General features: G+C 62.1%; 20 protein-coding genes. 7 read left to right on the top strand and 13 right to left on the bottom strand.

Going from position 1 to position 21,961, the window contains the following annotated elements; all coding sequences use genetic code 11:
- Nucleotide 1: 1 nt before the first annotated feature.
- Nucleotides 2-1,258 carry a CapA family protein gene (locus AC6JA3_RS09675; RefSeq protein WP_497920103.1) on the bottom strand — a complete coding sequence of 419 codons (1,257 nt, stop codon included), beginning with the start codon at nt 1,256-1,258 and terminating at the stop codon, nt 2-4.
- An 82-nt stretch (nt 1,259-1,340) separates the two neighbouring features.
- On the opposite strand from AC6JA3_RS09675, the gene AC6JA3_RS09670 reads away from it, so the two are divergent.
- Nucleotides 1,341-3,353, top strand: a complete 2,013-nt coding sequence (locus tag AC6JA3_RS09670) for a M3 family metallopeptidase (protein ID WP_497920102.1) — start codon at nt 1,341-1,343, stop codon at nt 3,351-3,353.
- A 155-nt stretch (nt 3,354-3,508) separates the two neighbouring features.
- Here the strand turns inward: AC6JA3_RS09670 and pdxS are convergent, their stop codons facing one another.
- The 7 genes from pdxS to AC6JA3_RS09635 all read right to left on the bottom strand — a co-directional run bounded on the left by pdxS (nt 3,509) and on the right by AC6JA3_RS09635 (nt 13,066).
- Entirely contained in the window at nt 3,509-4,435 is a 927-nt protein-coding gene (gene pdxS, locus AC6JA3_RS09665; RefSeq protein WP_105693961.1) for a pyridoxal 5'-phosphate synthase lyase subunit PdxS, read from the bottom strand.
- Between the two features lie 247 nt (nt 4,436-4,682).
- Nucleotides 4,683-5,318 carry a phosphatidylinositol phosphate synthase gene (gene pgsA, locus AC6JA3_RS09660; protein ID WP_026542450.1) on the bottom strand — a complete coding sequence of 212 codons (636 nt, stop codon included), beginning with the start codon at nt 5,316-5,318 and terminating at the stop codon, nt 4,683-4,685.
- A complete protein-coding gene (locus AC6JA3_RS09655; protein WP_026542449.1) occupies nt 5,308-5,901 on the bottom strand; it encodes an HIT family protein in 594 nt (197 codons plus the stop codon). Before AC6JA3_RS09655 ends, pgsA begins: the two co-directional genes overlap by 11 nt.
- 19 nt (nt 5,902-5,920) lie before the next feature.
- Complete coding sequence (thrS, locus tag AC6JA3_RS09650; protein WP_026542448.1) at nt 5,921-7,930, bottom strand: threonine--tRNA ligase; 2,010 nt, start codon at nt 7,928-7,930, stop codon at nt 5,921-5,923.
- Nucleotides 7,931-8,072: 142 nt separating this feature from the next.
- Complete coding sequence (locus AC6JA3_RS09645) at nt 8,073-11,573, bottom strand: DNA polymerase III subunit alpha (RefSeq protein WP_497920101.1); 3,501 nt, start codon at nt 11,571-11,573, stop codon at nt 8,073-8,075.
- A 4-nt stretch (nt 11,574-11,577) separates the two neighbouring features.
- Complete coding sequence (locus AC6JA3_RS09640) at nt 11,578-11,922, bottom strand: DUF6504 family protein (protein WP_223943204.1); 345 nt, start codon at nt 11,920-11,922, stop codon at nt 11,578-11,580.
- Nucleotides 11,923-12,004: 82 nt separating this feature from the next.
- Nucleotides 12,005-13,066 carry an FAD-dependent monooxygenase gene (locus AC6JA3_RS09635; protein ID WP_497920100.1) on the bottom strand — a complete coding sequence of 354 codons (1,062 nt, stop codon included), beginning with the start codon at nt 13,064-13,066 and terminating at the stop codon, nt 12,005-12,007.
- A 52-nt stretch (nt 13,067-13,118) separates the two neighbouring features.
- Here AC6JA3_RS09635 and AC6JA3_RS09630 point away from each other — a divergent pair, with 52 nt between their 5' ends.
- Nucleotides 13,119-13,655 carry a TetR/AcrR family transcriptional regulator gene (locus AC6JA3_RS09630; RefSeq protein WP_497920099.1) on the top strand — a complete coding sequence of 179 codons (537 nt, stop codon included), beginning with the start codon at nt 13,119-13,121 and terminating at the stop codon, nt 13,653-13,655.
- Between the two features lie 46 nt (nt 13,656-13,701).
- Entirely contained in the window at nt 13,702-14,091 is a 390-nt protein-coding gene (locus AC6JA3_RS09625) for a hypothetical protein (RefSeq protein WP_026548177.1), read from the top strand.
- A gap of 2 nt (nt 14,092-14,093) precedes the next feature.
- Here AC6JA3_RS09625 and AC6JA3_RS09620 read toward each other — a convergent pair whose 3' ends face one another.
- A complete protein-coding gene (locus AC6JA3_RS09620) occupies nt 14,094-14,858 on the bottom strand; it encodes an SOS response-associated peptidase (protein ID WP_167332904.1) in 765 nt (254 codons plus the stop codon).
- Between the two features lie 150 nt (nt 14,859-15,008).
- Between AC6JA3_RS09620 and AC6JA3_RS09615 the strand changes: the two genes are divergently transcribed.
- The 3 genes from AC6JA3_RS09615 to AC6JA3_RS09605 all read left to right on the top strand — a co-directional run bounded on the left by AC6JA3_RS09615 (nt 15,009) and on the right by AC6JA3_RS09605 (nt 17,133).
- Nucleotides 15,009-15,269 (top strand): mycoredoxin, encoded by a 261-nt coding sequence (locus tag AC6JA3_RS09615; RefSeq protein ID WP_026542441.1) that lies wholly within the window; start codon nt 15,009-15,011, stop codon nt 15,267-15,269.
- A 149-nt stretch (nt 15,270-15,418) separates the two neighbouring features.
- On the top strand, nt 15,419-16,504 hold the full coding sequence (locus AC6JA3_RS09610) for an S-(hydroxymethyl)mycothiol dehydrogenase (RefSeq protein WP_026542440.1): 1,086 nt from the start codon (nt 15,419-15,421) through the stop codon (nt 16,502-16,504).
- Complete coding sequence (locus AC6JA3_RS09605; protein ID WP_026548179.1) at nt 16,501-17,133, top strand: MBL fold metallo-hydrolase; 633 nt, start codon at nt 16,501-16,503, stop codon at nt 17,131-17,133. Before AC6JA3_RS09610 ends, AC6JA3_RS09605 begins: the two co-directional genes overlap by 4 nt.
- A 49-nt stretch (nt 17,134-17,182) precedes the next feature.
- Here the strand turns inward: AC6JA3_RS09605 and AC6JA3_RS09600 are convergent, their stop codons facing one another.
- The 3 genes from AC6JA3_RS09600 to AC6JA3_RS09590 are packed head-to-tail and all read right to left on the bottom strand — an operon-like array spanning nt 17,183 to nt 19,255.
- The gene (locus AC6JA3_RS09600) at nt 17,183-17,932 is read right to left on the bottom strand and encodes a lipoate--protein ligase family protein (protein WP_026548180.1); all 750 of its coding nucleotides are present in this window, start codon (nt 17,930-17,932) and stop codon (nt 17,183-17,185) included.
- Nucleotides 17,932-18,735: a thioesterase family protein gene (locus tag AC6JA3_RS09595; protein ID WP_026548181.1), complete on the bottom strand. Its 804-nt coding sequence runs from the start codon at nt 18,733-18,735 to the stop codon at nt 17,932-17,934. The genes AC6JA3_RS09600 and AC6JA3_RS09595 overlap by 1 nt, the downstream gene beginning before the upstream one ends.
- Before the next feature lie 31 nt (nt 18,736-18,766).
- Nucleotides 18,767-19,255: a VTT domain-containing protein gene (locus AC6JA3_RS09590; protein ID WP_026548182.1), complete on the bottom strand. Its 489-nt coding sequence runs from the start codon at nt 19,253-19,255 to the stop codon at nt 18,767-18,769.
- A 135-nt stretch (nt 19,256-19,390) separates the two neighbouring features.
- Here AC6JA3_RS09590 and AC6JA3_RS09585 point away from each other — a divergent pair, with 135 nt between their 5' ends.
- On the top strand, nt 19,391-20,383 hold the full coding sequence (locus AC6JA3_RS09585) for a hypothetical protein (RefSeq protein ID WP_026548183.1): 993 nt from the start codon (nt 19,391-19,393) through the stop codon (nt 20,381-20,383).
- Here the strand turns inward: AC6JA3_RS09585 and AC6JA3_RS09580 are convergent.
- Nucleotides 20,380-21,894, bottom strand: a complete 1,515-nt coding sequence (locus AC6JA3_RS09580) for an FAD-dependent oxidoreductase (protein ID WP_026548184.1) — start codon at nt 21,892-21,894, stop codon at nt 20,380-20,382. The genes AC6JA3_RS09585 and AC6JA3_RS09580 overlap by 4 nt on opposite strands.
- Nucleotides 21,895-21,961: the final 67 nt, after the last annotated feature.

Genomic DNA, 21,961 nt, shown 5'->3' with positions numbered 1-21,961 from the left:
GCTACTTTTCCTTGGTGATCAACAGTTCGTGGGCGCCTGCGGTGGCGGCGCCCATGGACTCAACCACCGACTTGGTCCGTTGATAGGTGGCAGCGTCGGCTGCCGGTGATGCGCAGACACCCTGCGGGGCGTCGCTGGACACCGAGCACCACCGGTAGGGATCACGGACAATGACCGACGGTGCCCAGGCAAGATCAGAAGCCGTCCAGGTTCCGGCTGTGTTTTGGCTGAACTGGGCCCTGACCAGCAATCCTTCATTGTTGACCACATACCAAGGCGACAACTCGGTGATCCCGTTGCCCAGCCCGTACACAATCCACGTGCCCTTGTAATTCTCGATCGGCAGTACCGAATGCGTGTGGTGCCCATAGATCATGGTGAACTGGCCGCTGTCCACCAGCGCGTGCGCAACGTCCTGCTGCTGTGTATTCGCTTCGCTGGCGTACTCGTCACCGGCATGCATCACTCCGAGGACTATGTCCGCGCCCTGGGCTCTGGCCTGCGTTGCCTTGGCGATCATGGCTGCAGGGTCCAGCTCGTCAACCAGCCAGGGGTATTCGGGGATCTGCCCGTTGTGCCCGTACGTACCAATGATCACGGCGACCTTGGCCGCGTCCGTTTCAAGCATCAGTATTTCTTTGGAAGCCGCCTCGGTCCGATAAGAACCGGTGTGCTTCAGCCCTGCTGCGTCGAGGGCATCGAGGGTTCGCAGGAGGCCGTCGGTTCCCCGGTCAATGGTGTGGTTGCTGGCTGTGGTGCACGCCTGGTAACCGATGTCCTTTGAGGCCGCGATGATCTGCGGGGGAACGTTGAAGGACGGGTAGGCCGAGAAGGGACCCTCAGGGGTGGCGACAGGTGTTTCCTGATGACAGATCGCGAGATCGCTGTTACGGATGTAGCGCCGTTGCCCTTCGAGGAGGGGGACGAACGTATATCCCGGGAGGCCGGCCGCCGCGGCGTCGGCCCTTGCCTGTTGCCACAATTGGGTGTGGACCAGCATGTCACCGGTTACGGTGATGGAGGTGCAGCGAAGTTCCGGACAGGCAGGGCCTTCGCCCGGTGTGGGGTTGGGCGCCGGGGTCCGAGTAGGTGCTGGTGACTCCGAAGCGGGAGCACTAGCGGCAGCACTGCGGTTCTGGTTTTCGGTTTCGGCAATGACACCGCAGCCGCCCACGGAGAACGCAGCAACCAAAGTCAGCATGAGAATTGCGGCCCGTGAATGACTGATCAGCCCCGCCTTGGATGTGATATTCCCCATGTTTTTCATCCTACGGCGGAAGAAGGGCCGGCCGGGGCGTGCCACCCTTGAGGACACGATTCTTACGTGAAAGAGTCACTTCATGACCAATCCCCTCCTGAGCCCCAGCCCGCTGCCCTACGGACTTCCGCCTTTCGCCGGCATCAACGCCGGACACTACGCAGAAGCTGTCGACGCCGGCCTGGCCGGGCACCTGCAGGAAATCAGTGCCATCACGGACAACCCGGATCCGGCGACTTTCCAGAACACGGCCGTGGCCATGGAACGTTCGGGACAACTTCTGGAGAGGGCCGCTGCAGCATTTTTCACCGTGGTCTCGGCAGACGCCTCTGATGAAATCAAAGCCCTTGAAACAGAGTTGTCGCCGAAGTTTTCGGCGCACCAGGATGCCGTCTACATGAACCGCGCCCTGTATGAACGCTTCGCCGCGATCGACGTTGCGGATCTTGACCCGGAATCGACGCGCCTGGTTGAGGAATACCTGAAGGAGTTCCGGCAGTCCGGCATTCAGCTTGATGCCGCCGGACAACAACGCCTGCGGCAAATCAACGCTGAGCTCTCCCGGCTGGGAACCGAATTCGGCCAGCGGGTCAAAGAAGGCATGAAGTCAGCTGCCCTGCTGCTCGACGACGCCGCAGACCTGGCAGGACTGCCGGCTGAAGACGTCTCCGGTGCGTCGGAGGCAGCCAAAACGGCCGGATACGAAGGCAAATACTTACTCACGCTCATCCAACCCAGCAACCAACCTGCCCTTGCTTCGCTGGAGAACCGGGCCATCCGGCGTCGTTTGTACGAAGCGTCCCTCGCGCGAGGCAGCAACGGCGGAGGCTTGGACACGCGTGAGCTTGTGGGAGCTACCGTCCGGTTGCGCGCGGAAAAGGCCAGACTCCTCGGTTTCGCCAACTATGCCGAGCTTGTAGTGGACCGGCAGACCGCACCGGACTTCGGCGAGGTCAAGGCCATGCTGGGGAAGCTGGCCCCGGCGGCCGTCAGGAACGCCCAATCCGAAGCCGAGGCCCTGGCTGCCTCGGCCGGGCACGACCTGGAACCATGGGACTGGGCCTACTACTCCGCCCGTGTCCGAAAGGACAAGTTCGAGGTCGACGAGCAGGCGCTGCGCCCGTACTTCAGCCTGGAGACCTTACTGACAGACGGCATATTCCACGCAGCTACCGGACTTTACGGGATAACTTTCCACGAACGTGGGGACCTTGAGGGCTACCACCCGGACGTGCGCGTCTGGGAGGTCCGGGATCAGGACGGCAGCGGCCTTGGCCTGTTCCTGGGCGACTACTACACCCGGGAGTCCAAGCGCGGGGGTGCCTGGATGAATTCCTTGGTGCAACAGTCCGGGCTGTTGGGTACAAAGTCCGTGGTCATCAACAACCTCAACATCACCAAGCCTGCCCCCGGCGAGCCCACGCTGTTGACCCTTGATGAAGTCCGGACGGTTTTCCACGAGTTCGGCCATGCACTGCACGGCCTGTTCTCGAACGTGACCTATCCGCGCTTCTCCGGAACGTCCGTCCCGCGCGACTTTGTGGAGTACCCCTCGCAGGTCAATGAAATGTGGATCATGTGGCCTGACATCCTGGCCAACTATGCCCGCCATTTCTCCACCGGGGAATCCCTCCCCCAGGCCACAGTGGACAAGCTTAATGACTCACTCCTCTGGGGCGAAGGCTTCGCCACCACCGAGTACCTTGGGGCGGCCCTGCTGGACCTGGCCTGGCACGTACTGGCAGAAGCTGAGGTCCCGGACGATGTCATAGCGTTCGAAGCCAAGGCCCTGTCCGACGCCGGCATCGCGCACCCGCTCATTCCGCCCCGGTACCGGACGGGCTACTTCCAGCACATCTTCGCCGGCGCAGGCTACGCGGCAGGCTATTACTCCTACATCAGGAGCGAGGTATTGGATGCCGATACCGTGGAATGGTTCAAGGAAAATGGCGGCCTGACCCGGGCCAACGGAGATCACTTCCGCTCGGAGCTGCTCTCCCGGGGAAACAGCCGTGACCCGTTGGAGTCCTTCCGGGCCTTCCGAGGCAGGGATGCCAAGCTGGAACCCCTTCTGAAGCGCCGGGGACTGGATTAAACAGAACCCGAGCTTTAAAGCCGAAAGACGGGTACCGATCCGGCAGCGTGCGTAAAAGGGCCCCCGCCCTGGCCACCATCAGAATCGCGGCAGCGAGAGCGGGGAATAGCACGCAGAGGATCGGTACCCGCCTTGGCGGGAACCCTAAGTGAGACCTACCAGCCGCGCTCTGCGAGGCGGTGCGGCTGCGGGATCTCGTCGACGTTGATGCCCACCATGGCTTCACCAAGTCCTCGGGAGACCTTGGCGATGACATCGGGATCATCATGGAACGTGGTGGCCTTGACGACGGCGGCGGCGCGCTCTGCCGGGTTGCCGGACTTGAAAATGCCCGAACCAACGAACACACCGTCGGCGCCGAGCTGCATCATCATCGCAGCGTCAGCCGGAGTAGCGATGCCGCCGGCGGTGAACAGCACGACGGGGAGCTTGCCGGTAGCGGCAACTTCCTTGACCAATTCGTACGGGGCCTGCAGTTCCTTGGCCGCAACGTACAGCTCGTCCTCGGGAAGGGCTGCGAGCTTGGCGATTTCCGAGCGGATCTTGCGCATGTGCCCGGTGGCGTTGGAAACATCACCGGTGCCGGCCTCGCCCTTGGAACGGATCATCGCCGCGCCCTCGTTGATGCGGCGCAGCGCCTCACCAAGGTTGGTGGCACCACAAACGAACGGGACGGTGAAGTTCCACTTGTCGATGTGGTTGATGTAGTCGGCCGGGGTCAGGACCTCGGACTCGTCGATGTAGTCAACACCGAGGGACTGCAGGACCTGGGCTTCAACGAAGTGGCCAATGCGGGCCTTCGCCATGACCGGGATGGACACCGCGGCGATGATCGCATCGATCATGTCCGGGTCCGACATGCGGGACACGCCGCCCTGGGCGCGGATATCGGCAGGCACTCGCTCGAGCGCCATGACAGCCACGGCACCGGCATCCTCGGCGATGCGGGCCTGCTCGACGTTAACGACGTCCATGATGACGCCGCCCTTGAGCATCTCCGCCATGCCCCGCTTGACGCGGCTGCTGCCCGTGACGCTGTTCGCGGACGAACCGGCTTCGTTGCTTACATCTGGTGTAGACACAAAAACCCCTATGGGTAGATAAACGACCTTCTTGCCGGAGGCGCGCGCAGCCACACGACCGCAATCAGCGCACACCGGGTTTCAGGTCAGGGTGACCAAGTACTAGTAATAGTAGTCGCACGTTCCGTGGTGGCAGTACATTCATTACCTGCCCGGAGGGCAACAAACGGGGCTGTGGTAGGACAGGTGCACAACAGCCAAGGGACGGGTTTGGCCGTTTGCCAGTTCCCTGTCCGCTGGCCTGCGGTTAGCCCTGGCCGGCGGGGGTCCCGCCGGTCTCGGCCATCGCCTGGCGGTGCACGGTGGACATCCTCTGGATGATGGTCACCACGCTTGCCAGTGCCAGCAGGATCAAGGTGCCGAACAGCACCACTGGAGGGAGCCCAAGCCCGGTCAGGCCGGTGATGAGCAGAACGGACGCCAACCGTTCGGCCCGCTCTGCGATCCCCACGCTGGCCTGGTAGCCCAAGGACTCGGCTTTGGCCCTGGCATAGGAGACCACCATGCCAAGAACGAGGCAGACGACGGCGGCTGTTCCGATCGCCGGATCCTCACCCCGGGTGAAGAACCAGATGGTGATACCGGCGAAGATTGCACCGTCGGCCAAGCGGTCGAGGGTGGAATCCAGGAAGTTGCCCCAACCGCCGCTTCGGCCTTGAAGCCGCGCCATGATTCCATCAACGACGTCGGAGAAAGCGAAGAAGGCCACCACTACGGAGCCCCACCACAGGTGCCCGAGGGGATACAGCACCAAGCCACCCAGGATGACCCCGGCGGTGCCGGCCATGGTCACCGCATCCGGGGACACGCCGATCTTGAGGAGCCAGCGCGCAAGTGGTGTGAAAAGTGAAGTGAAGAAGCCGCGCGCATGCCTATTGAGCATTCGACTCCCCCGGCCAGGCTTCGGCCACGAGCTTGCGGACTTCGTCCAGCGTCTGCGTGATGGCCTTGGTCTGGGCGATGATGGGGAAGAAGTTTCCGTCCCCACCCCAGCGCGGAACCACGTGCTGGTGGAGATGCGCTGCGATTCCCGCGCCACCGGTGACGCCTTGGTTCATCCCAAGGTTGAAACCGCTGGGGTTTGACACTTTCCGCAGTACCCGCATGGCGGTTTGGGTGAGGTCGGCGAACTCTGCCGTCTCCTCCACCGTGATGTCCGTGTAGTCAGGGACATGGCGGTAGGGGCATATCAGCAAGTGCCCCGGGTTGTACGGGAAAAGGTTCAGGACCACATAGCAGGTCCTTCCCCGGTGCACGATCAGCGATTCCTCGTCCGATCGTGTGGGTCCTACACAGAACGGGCAGTCGTCCTTGTTCTTGAACTGATCCTGCCCGCCCTTGATGTAGGCCATGCGGTGCGGAGTCCACAGGCGCTGAAACGCGTCCGGCACGCCCGCAAGTCCGAAGTCATCGGTTACCTCGGCGTCGCCCGGAATCCCGGTTGTCGCGTCTGTGTTCTCCTGCACCGTCTCTTTGTCCGTTCCGTCAGCTCTCGCGGTTCTTGACGGCGTCCACAATCCTGCGGACCGCCTCCGCCACGGGCACGCCGTTGTCCTGGCTGCCGTCGCGGAAGCGGAACGAAACAGCGCCGGCTTCTGCATCCTCGCCACCGGCGATCAGGACGAAGGGAATCTTGTCCTTGCTGGCCGTGCGGATCTTCTTGGGGAAGCGGTCAGAGGAGATATCCACTTCGGCGCGTATGCCTGCTGCCTTAAGCTGCCCAACGACGTCGAACATGTAGTCGTTGAAAGTCTCGGCCACCGGGATACCCACGACCTGGACGGGGGCGAGCCATGCCGGGAACGCACCTGCGTAGTGCTCCGTGAGGACGCCCATGAAGCGTTCCACGGATCCGAAGAGTGCCCGGTGGATCATGACCGGGCGTTGCCGGGTCCCGTCCGCAGCCTGGTACTCAAGCTCAAAGCGCTCCGGCAGATTGAAGTCGAGCTGGATGGTGGACATTTGCCAGGTCCTGCCCAGGGCGTCCTTGGCCTGCACCGAGATCTTGGGGCCGTAGAAGGCAGCTCCACCCGGATCCGGCACCAGTTCCAGGCCGGAAGCGGCGGCAACCTCGGACAACGTGCGGGTGGCTTCCTCCCATGCGGCATCGTCACCAACGAATTTTTCTTCGTTCTTGGTGGAGAGCTCCAGATAGAAGTCGTCCAGGCCGTAATCCTTGAGGAGGCCCAGGACAAAGTTCAACGTGGTGGTGAGCTCGTCCTTCATCTGCTCGCGGGTGCAGTAGATGTGGGCGTCGTCCTGTGTCATGCCCCGGACACGTGTCAGCCCGTGCACGACGCCGGACTTTTCGTAGCGGTAGACCGAACCAAACTCGAACAGGCGCAGCGGAAGTTCGCGGTAGGAGCGGCCGCGGGAGCGGAAGATCAGGTTGTGCATGGGGCAGTTCATCGGCTTCAGGTAGTAGTCCTGGGCCGGTTTGCGAACGGTACCGTCTTCGTTGAATTCGGCGTCCACCTGCATCGCGGGGAACATACCGTCCTTGTACCAGTCAAGGTGTCCGGAAACCTCGTAGAGGTGCCCCTTGGTGATGTGCGGGGTGTAGACGAACTCGTAGCCGGCATCCACGTGGCGCTGACGGGAATAGTCCTCCATGGCCTTGCGGATGATGCCGCCCTTGGGGTGGAAGACCGGAAGGCCCGAGCCAAGCTCGTCAGGGAAGGAGAACAGGTCAAGCTCCACGCCAAGCTTGCGGTGGTCGCGGCGCTCAGCTTCGGCAATCCGCTCCTGGTAGGCCTTGAGTGCTTCCTTGGTTGGCCAGGCGGTTCCGTAGATGCGCTGGAGCTGCTGGTTGTTCTGGTTGCCCAGCCAGTAGGCAGCGGAAGAACGCGTCAATGCGAAGGCGTTGGAGATGATTTTGGTGTTCTGCAGGTGGGGACCACGGCAAAGGTCGCACCAGATGCTTTCGCCACTCTTGCGATCCACATTGTCGTAGATAGTGATGTCGCCGGCGCCGACCTCAACATTGACGCCTTCCGCGGCGTCGGTTGAGTCGTTCTTCTTGCCCAACAGCTCCAGCTTGTAGGGCTCGTTGGACATTGCTTCGCGGGCTTCTTCTTCAGTAACCACACGGCGGACGAACTTCTGGTTCTGGTTGATGATCTTCTGCATCATCTTTTCCAGGGTGCGCAGGTCTTCAGGGGTGAACGGCTCGGCGACGTCGAAGTCGAAGTAGAAGCCGTCAGTGATGTAGGGGCCGATGCCAAGCTTGGCGTCGGGGCGCAACTGCTGCACAGCCTGCGCCATGACGTGGGCTGTGGAGTGGCGAAGGACGTTGAGTCCATCAGGGGAATCGATGGTGACGCCTTCGACGTCCGCGCCCTCGGTGAGGACCTGGTCAAGGTCCTTCAACACTCCATTGACACGGGCTACAACGACGTCGCGGCGCTCGAAGAAGAGTTCCGCGCCGGTAGTCCCTTCCGTCACCTTGGTCTCTTCGCCATCGACGATGAGGGTGATCTGTTGGGCATCTGACACGGGTGTCTCCTATTCATGGTTAAGGCTTCATAGCTTGTGGCGTACGGGGACCACAGCCAGCCACCGTCAATCGTATCTGCTTCAGCGGGGGCGGCCAAAGCAGCGCGCCGACGCCCAAGCAGCAGCGCAAGCAGCCGCCCGTTCAGCTGCCCAGGCCAGTGATGGCGAGGTTCCTGGAGATGCCATGCAATGCTCCCCTGTGGGTGTATTCATCCGGCAGGGCACCTCCGGATGGAACGGGTTCGGCATAGGGCAACGTTTCGGGCCGGCTCAAATCCCACGCTTTGGTGGCGCTGATGCTGATGCCTTTGGGACCTGTCCGCCTGGTGGTTCCGCGGATCAGCAGCAAACGGGTACCAAACAGCAGGGGTCCGGATTCTTCCTGCGCTTCATGGAAAAAGACGGAATCCACGCAACCAGTACCGTCATCGATGCTGATGAAGACCACACGCCTGCCACCACGCATGGGCGGGGTCTGGGTGGCGACCCTCACTCCCGCCACCAGCACTTCGGTCCCGTTGCGAAGACCAAGGAGCTTATCTGCAGTGGTGACTCCCAGCTTGTCCAGCAATGGACGGTGACTGTCCATGAGGTGTTCGCTGACATCGACGGCCATCAGGTCAAGCTCTGCCCTGACGTTGTCCACCATGGAAGGCTCGGGAAGTTCCGGAGCCAGGTTCCGGAGCTCAACATCACCAAAGGCAAATGACAATTGCCCTTCAATGACGTCGGCAGCTTTTTTGGACGGGCTGCTTTGGAGGGCCTGGAGGTGTTGCACAAGGTCAGCCCTGTTGGCTTTACCCCCGGAGTCATGATGAAGGGCATCAAAAGCCCCAAGCTGGGCAAGCCTCTTGATGTTGGGCTTGCTTACCCTGGCGCGCGCCCGGAGGTCAGCCAGGGAATCAAAGGGCTGGCCTGCCACGATTCTTTTGAGCTCAGCTCCCGACAGGCCGTAGATTCCCGTAAGGCTCAACCGGATCCCGAGTTTGCCGTGATGGGGACCGTCCTGGATTTTTTCCACCCGGTATTCGGCCTGGCTGCGGTTGATGTCCAAGGGCAGGATGGGGATGCCCAACCTGCGTGCTTCTGCCACCAGGAGGCGCTTTGGGTACATTCCAGGATCGTGTTCCCATAGTCCGGCCAGAAAGGCTTCCGGATGGTGGGCTTTCAGCCAAGCAGATTGATAGGTGGGCACAGCAAAGGCTGCTCCATGGGCTTTGCAGAACCCAAAGCTGCCGAAGGCCTTCAAGGTTCCCCACACTGCATCCACCACCTCGGGTGAATACTTCTTGATGGCCTTGCGTCGGAAGTAGCTCTCCACTCCCGGCTCAAGGACTTCGTCGCCCAATGCCCGCCGGAACTCATCAGCCCTGTCCAGCCCGCACCCGGTCATGACATGGAAGGTCTTGAGGATCTGTTCATGGAAGACGGTCACTCCATGCGTTTCCTGCAACGCCGGCTTGAGGTCCGGGTGGGGATATTTTTCCGGAGCAAACCCGTGCCGGTGTTCCAGGAAGGGCCGCACCATGTCCGATTTCATGGGCCCGGGCCTGAAGAGCGAGATATCAATGATGAGGTCATTGAATTCCCGGGGCGCCATCTTTCCAATGAGCTCCCGCTGACCAGGGGACTCGATCTGGAAGCAACCCAGTGTGTGGGTGCTCCGGATCAGCTCGAAAGTGGGTTCGTCGTCGAAAGGAACTGCGTTGAGGTCGATCCTGCCGTCCTCGGCGATAAAGTCCGGACCTGTCCCTCCCGGTTCCACAGGATGCCGCCCCGCAGCCACAACCTCAGCTTTGGAAGGATGAAGGCGAATGACTTCCCGGACAGCAAACGCCATGGCACTTTGCATGCGTACGCCCAGGACATCGAGCTTAAGCATTCCCATGGGATCCATGTCGTGCTTGTCGAACTGACTCATGGGCAGTCCCAATCCGCTGGGCTGGACCGGAGTGCGGTCAAGGAGGGTCGCATCACCCAAAATCAGTCCGCATGGATGCATGGAGATGTGCCGGGGAAGCCGGTCCAACCTTTCGGTAAGGTCCACCAGGAGATCGAGCTGCTGGTTTTCCTCCAGGCCCCTTTGTTCCACCCGGCCTGCAAAGGAGCGCAGTTCCGGCTTTTCAACCAATGCCTCACGGAACTTGCGGGCTGAGAACCTCCACAATTGCTTGGCAATTTCGCCGACTTCACCATCGTCCATACCCAAGGCGAGGCCCGCGTCCCGAACAGCCCCCCTCGCCCTATATCCGTTCTGCATGCTCATGAGGGTGACGCGTTCAGAGCCGAAGCGGTCAAAAATCTTTCGATAGACGTTGTGCCTTTCGGCGCTTTCGACGTCTATATCAATGTCCGGAAGGGTGGATCGGCGACCAGACAGGAATCGTTCAAAAATGAGGTCGTGGCGGATTGGATCCACCTGGCTGATATCGATCAGGTAGTTGACCAGGCTGGAGGCGCCGGACCCCCTGGCCGCTACCCTGACGCCCATGTCGAGGATCATCCTGGATACCTCTGCAACGGTGAGGAAGTAGGAAGCGAAACCCAGCCGCGCGATGATGCCCAGTTCATGTTCCAACCGCGAGCGCACCTGCTTTTCGGCTTCTCCTGTGATGCCGGGGAACCTCTTGGTGATTCCGGCGTGGCAACGCTGGGTGAGTTCCACCATGGGATCGGTGTCGATGCCGATGATGGAGGCTTCCGGAACCACGGGTTTCTTCCAACCCATGTCCAGGATGGGGTTGATGCGGCATTTGTCGGCGAGCGCTTCGGTGTTGGCCAGCAGTTTATGGAGGTCAGCTTTTCCCTGTCCGGCTGCTGTCATGATTTCTTTGCCGAGTTGGAGCATGTGGCCAGCGGTTTTCAGCCATCCTTGCCCTGTTGGTTGGAGCATGGGGGCTGCTGAGAGTTCGGGCAGGGATTTGAGGGTGCGTGCGGAATCCAGGACATCTGCCGTGGCGGCGCCGTCTTGGGCGCAATAGCGTACGGCGTTGGTGAGGACTGCGGGGATGTTGTATTCGAGGGCCAGCTTGAGCATCCGTACGGCATGGGCGGTGCTGAGTGGTTCTCCGGGGGCGCTGAGGTGGGTGACGACTTCAGCTACGACGGTTCCGGGAGGCATGGCGTCAATCCACTGTTTGAAGAGTGTTCTGGGCCTGAGGTATTTTCGGCCTCCCATGGCCTGTCCAACATCTGAGTCGGGTCCGATCAGGACTGTCAGCACGGGTTTGAGGGTTTGGGGGTCCAGTGTCCTTGATGCCAGTTCGCTGCGGGTGATGGCCGTGGGGATTGTTCCTCCGGCTTTGCCTGAGGTTCGGGCGTGGGCGTCGGAGATGAGCCTGCAGAGTGCGCGGTAGCCGGCGCCGTTGTTGTTGCCGTGGGCGAGGACGACGACGCGGCCCGCGACTTGGGTGCGGTGGTCGCCGTCGTCGTCGAAGACTGCCAGGTCCACCCCGACGATGGGATCGATGCCGGCGTCCATGCATGCTTTGAGGTGTTTGATGGTGCCGTACAAGCCGTCACGGTCTGTACATGCCAGTGCGGTGGCTCCGTCTGCTGCGGCTGCTTGGGCGAGTTCCTCGGGCCAGGAGACGCCATAGTGTGCGCTGAAGGCCGTGGAGACGTGCAGGTGGGTAAAGCTCAAGGGTTCACGCTGCTTCGTCGGGCTCTACTGCACGTGCGGGCGCAGCAGCGTGGATGCGAAGGAGCCGCCATCGCCCGCTGTTGACGTGGCGTACGAGGTCAAGGGTGATGGGTTCTGCAGCTGTGGCGTCTGTGTGGAGGGGTTGGAGCTGGACGCGCCATATTTCGTGGTCCACCAGGCCTGCTCCGGTTCCCAAGGGGGCGCGGCTTTCTTCAAGCCACCATTGGCGTCGTTCGTACCAGCGCTCCGGGGGGTTGCACACTGAGTAGTGCGTTCCTTTCCATTGGACGGTGTTTGGCTGGCCCGTTTCCGTGCAGCCGACTTCCACGGACTCGCTGAACAGCCCCATATCCTCACCCCGTTTGCACTGGTTTCCTTAATTCGAAAGTATGTTCGAATAAATCCAGTTTACGCCGGGCCGGATGCAAAACCTACTTCGAAGTTTCGGCCTTCTTCCTGGACCGTGCCACCTGCTTGCCCACCTGCTTAAGGAGGGCATCACGCCATGGTTGCAGTCCCTGGGCGAGGGCGATGTTTCCCATGAGTGAGGATGCGAGGCGAAGTTGCTGCGTCCTTGGCACCCGCTTCCTGCCATAGGCGGCGAGCGCCGCGTCCAAGGGCTTTTCATTGAGGAGACCGGCCAGGGTCACGGCGTCGATAAGTGCTTCGCAGGCGCCCCTGCCAAGGTTGGGGGTCATGGCGTGTGCGGCATCTCCGAGCAACACCACCTTGCCCCGTGAATAGCGCCTCATGGGCGGCGTGGTCCAGATGCGTTGGGCCAGTGAGTTTTCCGGCGACGCCAGGGACAAAACCCTAAGCACTGCCGGTGAGTAGTGAGCATACCGGCGCCTGGTCAGTTCAAGGGCGGTAGCGACGTCCGCTTTGTCCAGGCTGTCATCTGAGCGGAAGGAGGCATACCAGTTGGTTCCGTTTCCGGCCGGAGCCAGGCCAAAGATTTCCCCCCGCCCCCAATACTCGCCGATGTCACTGGTGGCGGGAGGTTCCGGTATGACTCCGCGGACGGCGAGGAATGGTGTCGGCCTGGCCCCACTTCGCGTACCCCAATAGTCACGCCTTACAACACTGTTGACCCCGTCCGCACCCACGGTCAGTGCAGCATCTTTCGGGAGGTCCTCCACCCGTCCGTTCACCCTGCGTACGGTTTTCGGCACGGCCGAATCAAGCAGTGTCAGCAGTTCAGGGCGGGAAATTCCCATGAGCCCCTCCCCCTCCATGGAGAGCATGGGTTCTCCCGTGGGGCTACGGAGCGCCCCGGTTTTGATGGTGGCTCCCCGGCTTCGCGCGGCTCCCAGGATCCCCAGCTCGGCCAGCGCTTGCTGTGCTTCGGTCCACATGGCCAGGGTTGTTCCGACCGTGGGCAGTTCAGGTCGCTGCTCGTAAACCGTGACTGCGAACCTGCCGGGGTCAAGCCTTCCCGCGAGCGCCAGTCCGGCAATTCCTCCGCCAATGATGTCCACTTTTTCCATGGCCACACTGTACTACTACATTTGTAGTAGAGATAGGTCTTGAAGCTAGACTTTCGCCATGCCGGACCGACGAACAGAACTTGCCGACGCCGCCCTTGCGGTCGTCGCGGCCAAAGGCCTCAAAGGCCTCACGCACCGGGCCGTCGACGCCCATGCCGGCGTGGCCGTTGGAACCACCTCGAACTATTTCCGCAACCGCGCAGCGCTGGTCAGTGCCGCCGTCGACCGCGTCGAGGAACGTGACAACCTCCTGCTTCAGCACCGCGGATGGGAGAGGCCGACGTCGGTAGCGGACCTCGCCGAACAACTCACCAGCGCCCTCATGGGACTCGCGCTGGAAAATGCAGACCTCACCCGGGCCAGGTTCGCCTTTGCGCTGGATCAGCCCGGCGTGGTTGCAGCCGGCCACGAACGAATGATCTCCGGACTGGCCTACATCCTGGAGCACCTCAACGTGCCCGATGCCAGGGCCCGCGCCGAGTCGGTAGCCGACTACGGTGATGGCCTCGCCATGCATCTGCTGACCGCACGCCAAGGCCAGGACGTTGACAGGCTGTCCATCGTGGGGAACATCCGGCGCCTGCTGGAAGGATGAAAGTCAAGGGGTGGACGGCAGCGGGTCCACAGAGCAGGATTGTGCCATGAGTACCAATGACGCACTCCTGAAGCAGGTCAACATCACGGCATCGGACGAGAACCTGGTGGCACGGTTCGAAATCGATGGGAACATACCAGGCTCCGGCGCTTACGTCGTGGGCCTGGTTGCTGCCAGTGAGGACTATTCCTCCCAACGCAGGCTGGGCATTGAGTTCATGAACGGAGAGGCGATCTCGTTCTACTCCTTCAACCACTCCCTGAGCGCCGAGGAAAACTACGACATCAAAGGCGTGGAGCATTCCGGGAATGTCATCACCGGAAACTTCCCCATGTCAGCCATCCACGGGCTCAGCAAAGGCCACGTCATGACGGGCTTCAGCGAAGCAGACGGACGCGAATTCCAGTCCGGCGTCCCGGTGACCGAGGCTCTCTGAGGTTAGAAGAGGCCTTCCACCGGCTCAATGAGCTCCGGGGAGTTGTTGCGGACGTTTCCCACGGCACTGCCCACAGGATCCAACGTCCAACCGGCGGCGGCATCGTGCGCCTTTGAGCGGACCATCTCCACCAATCCCGCAGCGTCCTTCTCCCGGGGATCCAACCAGGCCTCCATGGTGTCCTTGTCCATCGGCAACGGCACGCGGTCGTGCAGGGCCGTGAGCTCATCAAACACTGAAGCACTCCGCCTGGTCCGGGCAGATTCAGCAGTAGGAGTATCCGCCGTCAGGATGGACATGGACAACAACCAACGCCCGGGATCGTCAGCCGGCGCCGACTGGTCCCGCCACCACTCATACAACCCGGCAAACACCAGGCCCTGGCCATCACCCGGGTGTACATAGTAGGGCTGCTTGTTCTTGCCCTCGCCCTTCTTCCACTCGTAATACCCATCAGCCGGAACAGCGCATCGGCGGGCTACGGCTGCCTTTTTGAAGGAGGGCTTCTCCAGGAGGGTCTCGCTGCGGGCGTTGATCAACCGGGCACCGGCCTTGGGATCCTTGGCCCACGATGGCACCAGCCCCCACTTGGCAACATGGAGCTGGCGCTTCAGGTGCTCGTCCACCAGCCGCTCCAGGACGATCGGAACAGCATCTGTGGGTGCTACATTCCAGGACTTTTCGAGGGCAACTTCGTTTTCAAGTTCGGCATCGAAATCGGCGAGCAGGTCCCCCACCGCACGGGCCATTACATAACGTCCACACATGCCAACAGTCTGCCTTCTCCTGGCAGAACGCACCAGCGCAAGATCCGACGTAACCCGGCTTCGCGGGCAACGGGGAATTATTTGGGCGCGGGTTACGGTTGATAACAACGAACCATTCCGCGCAAACGACCAAATACTGAGGAGAGCTCTGTGGACTTCACTCCCGACTCCGGCACCATCACCATGTTCTCGACCACCTGGTGCGGGTACTGCAACCGCCTGAAGAAGCAACTGGACGCCAAGGGAATCGGCTACACCGAGATCAACATCGAAGAAGTGGACGGCACGGCCGAACTCGTCGAGCAGCTCAACGGAGGCAACCGCACCGTCCCCACCGTTCTCTTCCCGGACGGCACCGCGGCAACCAACCCCTCAGCCTCAGAGGTTGAGAAGCGCCTGGTCACCGTATAACGCAAGCTCCCGGCTTAACCGCGCCAAGGCCCGCAACGGAACAATCCACACACTGTCTGCCACCTGTGATAGACAGATTGGGAATCCGCAGCGGGCCTTGCTGCCTTTAACAGGGCCCGCTCTCCGCGAGCCCCGAAGGGAACATCTCCATGGTCCACGCAGTCAAAGGTGTCGTCGTCCGCTCCAAAGGCGCACCCGCAACCCTCGAAACAATCCTGGTTCCCGAACCCGGCCCCGGCGAAGCACTGGTGGACATCCTCACCAGCGGTGTTTGCCACACCGACCTCCACTACAAGCTCGGCGGCATCAGCGACGACTTTCCCTTCCTGCTCGGACACGAAGCCACCGGAGTCGTCAGCGCAGTAGGGCCCGACGTCACCGACGTCGCCCCCGGAGACCGCGTGGTCCTGAACTGGCGTGCCGTGTGCGGCAACTGCCGGGCCTGCAACCGCGGCCAGGCGCAGTACTGCTTCAACACCCACAACGCCACCCAGAAGATGACCCTCGAAGACGGCACGGAGCTCTCCCCGGCCTTGGGCATCGGCGCTTTCATCGAAAAGACCCTCGTCGCCGCCGGGCAGTGCACCAAAGTAGACCCCGACGCCGATGCCGCCGCAGTCGGGCTGCTCGGCTGCGGCGTCATGGCAGGTTTGGGCGCAGCGCTCAACACCGGCGGGGTCAAACGGGGCGACTCGGTTGCCGTAATTGGCTGCGGCGGCGTCGGTGTAGCAGCCATCGCAGGTGCCGCGCTTGCCGGCGCCACCACCATCATCGCCGTGGACATCGACGCCAAAAAGCTCGAGCGCGCCAAGGACCTTGGTGCAACGCACACCGTGGACTCCTCCAAGGGCGACCCCATCGAGGAAATCCGGGCCCTCACCGGCGGATTCGGCGCCGACGTGGTGATCGACGCCGTCGGACGTCCTGAAACCTACAAGCAGGCCTTCTACGCCCGGGACCTGGCCGGCACGGTTGTCCTGGTAGGTGTCCCCACACCCGAGATGACCCTGGAGCTGCCGCTGCTGGACGTCTTCGGCCGTGGCGGATCGCTGAAATCTTCCTGGTACGGCGACTGCCTGCCCTCCAGGGACTTCCCCATGTTGGTTGACCTCTACAAGCAGGGCAAGCTGGATTTGGACGCGTTCGTGACCGAGCGCATCACCATCGACCAAGTCGAAGAAGCATTCGACAAGATGCACCACGGCGCTGTCCTGCGATCGGTGGTTGAACTGTGAGCGCGCTGACCATCGACCACGTCGTTACCTCAGGGACGTTCTCCCTCGACGGCGGCACCTGGGACGTTGAGAACAACGTCTGGATCATCGGGGACGACTCCGAATGCTTCGTCATCGACCCAGCCCACAACCCCGAAGCAATTCACCAGGCCGTGGGCGGCCGCAGCGTCAAAGGCATCTTGCTGACCCACGGCCATGACGACCACATCCGTTCAGCCGGTGAATTCGCGGAGCTGGCCAAAGCTCCCATTCATTTGCACCAGGACGACTGGATGCTCTGGAACGCCGTGTTCCCCGAAACTGATCCCGATGCAGCAATCGTGGACGGCGACGAGTTCACCATTGCCGGTGCAACAGTGAAGGCAATCCACACCCCCGGGCACTCCCCTGGATCTGTTTCCTTCCACGTTCCCAGCGAAGGGACGCTTTTCAGCGGAGATACGCTCTTCCAGGGCGGCCCCGGCGCAACGGGACGCTCGTACAGCGACTTCCCCACCATCATTGAGTCCATCAGGACCAAGTTGCTCACCCTGCCCGAAGAGACAGTGGTCCGCACCGGTCACGGCGACTCCACCACCATCGGAGGGGAAAAGCCGCACCTGGACGAATGGATCGCCCGCGGTCACTGACCCGGACGTTGCTGAATCCCGTGGCCTGGCGGGAAGGGGACTCGCGTCCCTAACCCGCCAGGGTCCGGAAGTCGCCGTCGAGGATTTCCGCGTACCCCCGATAGGCCTCAACCACCGCGTCCTCCACGGTCTGGACATCCAAATGCGGCAGGAGGTCATTGGCTGCACCGGCGGTTGCCGGATCCCATTCAAGCCCCAATGCGGCATAGCTGGCAGAGAGCACCTCGCGGATGGGCTTGGAGTTTTCCACCACAATCACCGAGCTGAAAAGCCAACCACCGGACACCACGCGTTGGGCCGTGCCGATGAGCTTGATGCGGTGCGCAGGAAAATCCGGGTCCTCGCCGTGGACGCTGAACTCGCCCGGGCAATACTCCCCCGGTATTTCGCCGACGGCGGCATGGACACCAACGCTGCGAAGCGCGCCGGCCAATAATTCACCAAACTCCGAAAATCTGGCCTTGGCCCTCACGATCGCATCCGGATGAGGCTCGATGTGGTCTATCACCAGCGTTCCTTGGTGGTAGGCGGCAGCGCGGCCACCGGCCTTCCGAACCAATGGCTCGAATCCAAGCTCCCGGCAGGCTTCGGCGGCAGCCGGGAATCCAGGAAGGTTCGCATCCCGTTGCCCGAACGCAACGGTGGGCTGCGGACGGTACAGGCGAAGCGAAGGACCCAGCTGCCCGCTGCGGGCACGCTGCAACAGCGCCAGGGCAAAGTCGAGGTCTTCTGCCGCTCCCATCGATTCGCCTTGCCGATAGACCGTGAGCCGGCGGGCCCCTGCAGGAGAGTCCGCCATCAGCTCTTCCTCAATGTCAGGATCTGTTCGGCCCTGCCAAACGGCCCGCTGGCATCGTGAAGGACCGTAGAGGTCAGCCCGATGCCGTCAGCACCGAAGGAGACTTTGTTGTCCAGCCCCAGCCATTCACCGGACGGAGCCCGGTACATGTGGATCTGAAGATCGACGTTGGGAAAAATGTAGCTGTTTTCGCCCGGGGGAACCCGGGCAGCGATGCCGTTGGCGGTATCCACCAAACCCATCAGACGCGCCAGGTCCGTGGTGTCGTCCTGGTCGGTCAGAGGGTGCGAAGTGCGGATCCAAACCTTGCCTGATCCGGGCCGGTGGCCCTCGGCCAAACGCATTTCCAAGGAGCGGATGTAGCCGCCGGGCCACACACTTGCACCCTCCCACGGCTTGCATTCATCGGGCGCCGGCATGGGCTGGTCCTCAATTGCTGCTACGGCCCTGGTATCGCTGGTGACCATCCGCCACGCCGAGGCACGGATGGCAACACGGCCGCCGGCGGAGAGTTCGGCCTGGATGAGCTCGATGGTCCTTCCCGGCCTCAGCGTTGAGGTGGTGACCTGGAACTCGCCGCCGGGAATCAGCCCGAGGATTTCGTAACTGATCCGCGCCATGCGGACATCGTCCCTGGGCTCATGGCGGACCAGGGCATCGGCAATGATGCCCGAGGCCGGGGCCATGTGTTGCTCGTGGGGATTCCACGCACCCTGGGCATGGATCGTGGACCTGTAACGGCCCTGGCCCAACGATTGGTAGTAGAAATCGCCGTCCGCCAGTTCCGGTAATGCAGTAGTCAACCCGAGCCTTTCGCCGATCCAGCAGTAGAACTCAGACCACTGTATCCGCTGATTTGGCCCTTTCCCGACGCCGACGGACCAGCACGACCCAGACAACAACTGCAGCCACCGCAGCCACTCCCAGCCCGGCGCCAACGGGAGACGCCGCCGCAACCGCAAGCCAGGCTTCCAAGGCGGCAAGCCCAATGGTGGCATAGAGCAACGCCCACATCACAGAACCGGCAATTGCTGCGGGCAGGTACCTTCGCAAAGGCATCCGCGCTGCCCCCGCAGCGAGGTTGATGGCAGTCTGCAGCCCAATGGTAAGGAAGGAAAGCACGACGGCGTATGGTCCCCACCGCTGGATGAGGGCTTGGGCACGGGCTGCTTTGGGGCGCTCCAAGGAACTGCCGAAGCGGGTGTGCGCAAGCCCGGCAACAGCTCCCCGCCCGATCCAATACGTGACATTGACCCGGATCATGACAATCGCAAAGAGCGCCGCGAGGGCGACGCCGAAAGGCAAACTCATGATCTGATCCACTCGAATTAGGCTACCCTAAGCAACGACTCAGTGAAGACCTGGCTTTGGCCCATGACGCTCAACCGGCGGCACCAGGGCATCCCCCGGATCAGCATTGATCCTGGGATGGGCCATTGCTGACCCTAGGATGAGTGCATGGACCTCCGTGACGCCGCCCAGGAGCTTTACGCCGTGCCGCCCCGCGACTTCACGGCCGGGAGAACAGCACTGGTCCGCAAAGCCAAGGATACCGGCGCCAAGGACCTGGCCAAGGAAATCGGCAGCCTGCCCAAACCGGCTGCAGGCGCCTGGGCCATCAACATGCTGGCCAATCACAAGCCTGAGGTGATTGACGGCGTCGTACGCTTTGGCGTTTCGCTGCGAACCGCCCAAGAGGAGGGCGACGCCGAAGCATTCCGCGAACTCGGGCAGCAACGCCAAGGCCACCTGACAACAGCAGTCCATGCGGCCAAGGACCTGGCTTCGGAGCTGGGCGCTCCACTCAGCGCGGCTGCAGCAGCAGATGTAGAGCAGACGTTCAGGGCGGCAATGGCCGATCCCGGGGCCGGCGCCGCGGTCCGGACAGGCAGACTGATCCGGGGTCTTAGCGGCAGCGGCTTCGAGGCAGTGGATCTGACGGGGGCGATCGCAGCAGCAGGCCCCGACGACGAGGCTGGACAGCTCTCCGCCGAAGGAACAACTGCGAAGGGCCCGGCCGGGAAGAAAACAGCAGCACGTTCCAAGAGCTCTCCGCCCTCCAAAGACGTGTTGTCCAAGGAGAAGGAACCCAACCGCAAATCCGCCAAGGACGAAGCGACATCTCTGGCGGATCGACGCGCCGCCAAGCAGCAAGCTGCGCTGGAGGAAGCCCGCAAAGAGTTCGAGGCTGCCGACAAAGCAGCCAAGGAGGCAGAATCGTCAGCGTCCGAAGCGTGGGACACCGTCAACGAACTGGCCGAGCGTCGTACGGGCATCAAGTCAGGGATCGAAGAGGCCAAGAAGCGTCTGGCCGCCCTTGAGGCCGAACTCATTGGCATCACCCGTGATGCCGAAACCGCGGAATTGAACAAGAAACGTGCCGTCAGGACCGCCACGCAGCAACGACGCGCCGCCGACCAAGCGCGGCGGCGCGTCGAACGGCTGAGCTAGTCCTTTTTCTTGGCAGGAGGCTTGACCGGCGACTTCTGCAAGTGATGCGTGGCCGGGCCCTCAAGGTACTTACCCTCCGGCGTGAACCGGGAACCGTGGAGCGGGCAGTCCCAGGACTTTTCGGCATCGTTCCAGCTCACAATGCCACCCAAGTGGGAACAGCTCGCCGAAACCATGCACACATTGCCATCCACCGTGGAAACAGCAGCCGGCTCACCCTTGTAGAGCCCCACCACGCCCGTTCCTTCCGCGGGGCGGGTTTGATCGGTGATTTCAGGATTTGCCTTGATCCTTGCCCTGTCCTCCACCATCCGTTTGGTGGTGGAGGCGTTGAGGCGGACAGCCTGGAGCGCGCCCTGGGGTGAAGTAACGCGATGATGGATGACGGTTGCCCAGTCGGACTGGCCGCCCAGGATGTCCGAAGTTATGGAAAGTGCGGCCGCCACACCGTTGCTCATCCCCCATTTGTTGTAACCCGTGCCGAAGAAGATCCGGCCGCGGCCTCGGGGAAGCTTGCCGAAGAAGGGCATCAGGTTGGTGGCTTGGTAATCCTGGGCTGACCACGTGTGGGTGACCTCTGCTCCCGGGTAATGCTGCGTTGCCCACCCGAGCAAGTCATCCAGGTGGGACTGCGGAGACGTGGCCCGGCCCGCCGTGTGACCATAGCCGCCGACCAGAAGCAACTCCCCCTCGGGCGTGGGTTGTGTGCGCTGGGAACGGGTGGGCGAATCGATGGACAAGTACATTCCCTTCGGAATGTCGCCGGGCACCTTCAATGCCGCCGCGTAAGACCGGTTGGGCTCCAGTTTGGCAAAGTACAGGCCGCGGTCCAGGATGGGGATGCCCGTAGCAATCACCACAGTGTCCGCCGTGAAAGTTCCTTTGCGGGTGGAGACCTCCATGGGTTGCTCCGAGCCGACGTTCTGCACCTGCATGTCCTCGACGATCATGCCGCCGTGGTCCCGGATGTCCCGGGCGAGGGTCTCCAGCACTTCCATGGGGTGAATCTGGACCTGGCCATCAAGTTCCAGGGCCTCCACTACGGGAAACGGCAGGCCGGCGTCACGGCTGAAGTGCACGTCCAGACCTGCGTCCCGCGAAACCGCAGCCTCCTTCCGGAGCCGTTGACCGCCTTCGTCCGTGGTTGCGAACGTAACCGCCGTCCGGCGCTGGAACGGGATGCCCTGCTGCTCCATGTACTGCGTCAGCCAGGCCTGACCGGACTTGTTGGCTTCCACGTAAGCCTGCACTACCTTCAGGGAGTACTGGCTGCGCAAGGCCGACAGCGCTCCACCTTGGAGGAGGCTCAGCTTGCCGGTGGTGTTGCCAGTGGTCACCGCGCCAAGTGTTCGGGCTTCGAACACGGCCACGCGTTGCCCGGACCTGGACAACAGCAGGGCGGCCACCATGCCCGTAAGCCCGGCGCCCACCACGATGGTGTCAAAATGCTTTTCCTCGGGGATTGAGTCGGACATGAAGCGGGATTCCCGGTCCAACCACAGCGATTTCATCGATTAGCCTGCCTCTCAATTCACTGGCATGTGGTGAGTGAAACGCTAGGCGGGTCGCTGGTGCATA

The organism is Arthrobacter sp. TmtSoilC79 (assembly GCF_059739405.1).
This window is presented reverse-complemented; position numbering and strand designations above follow the sequence as displayed.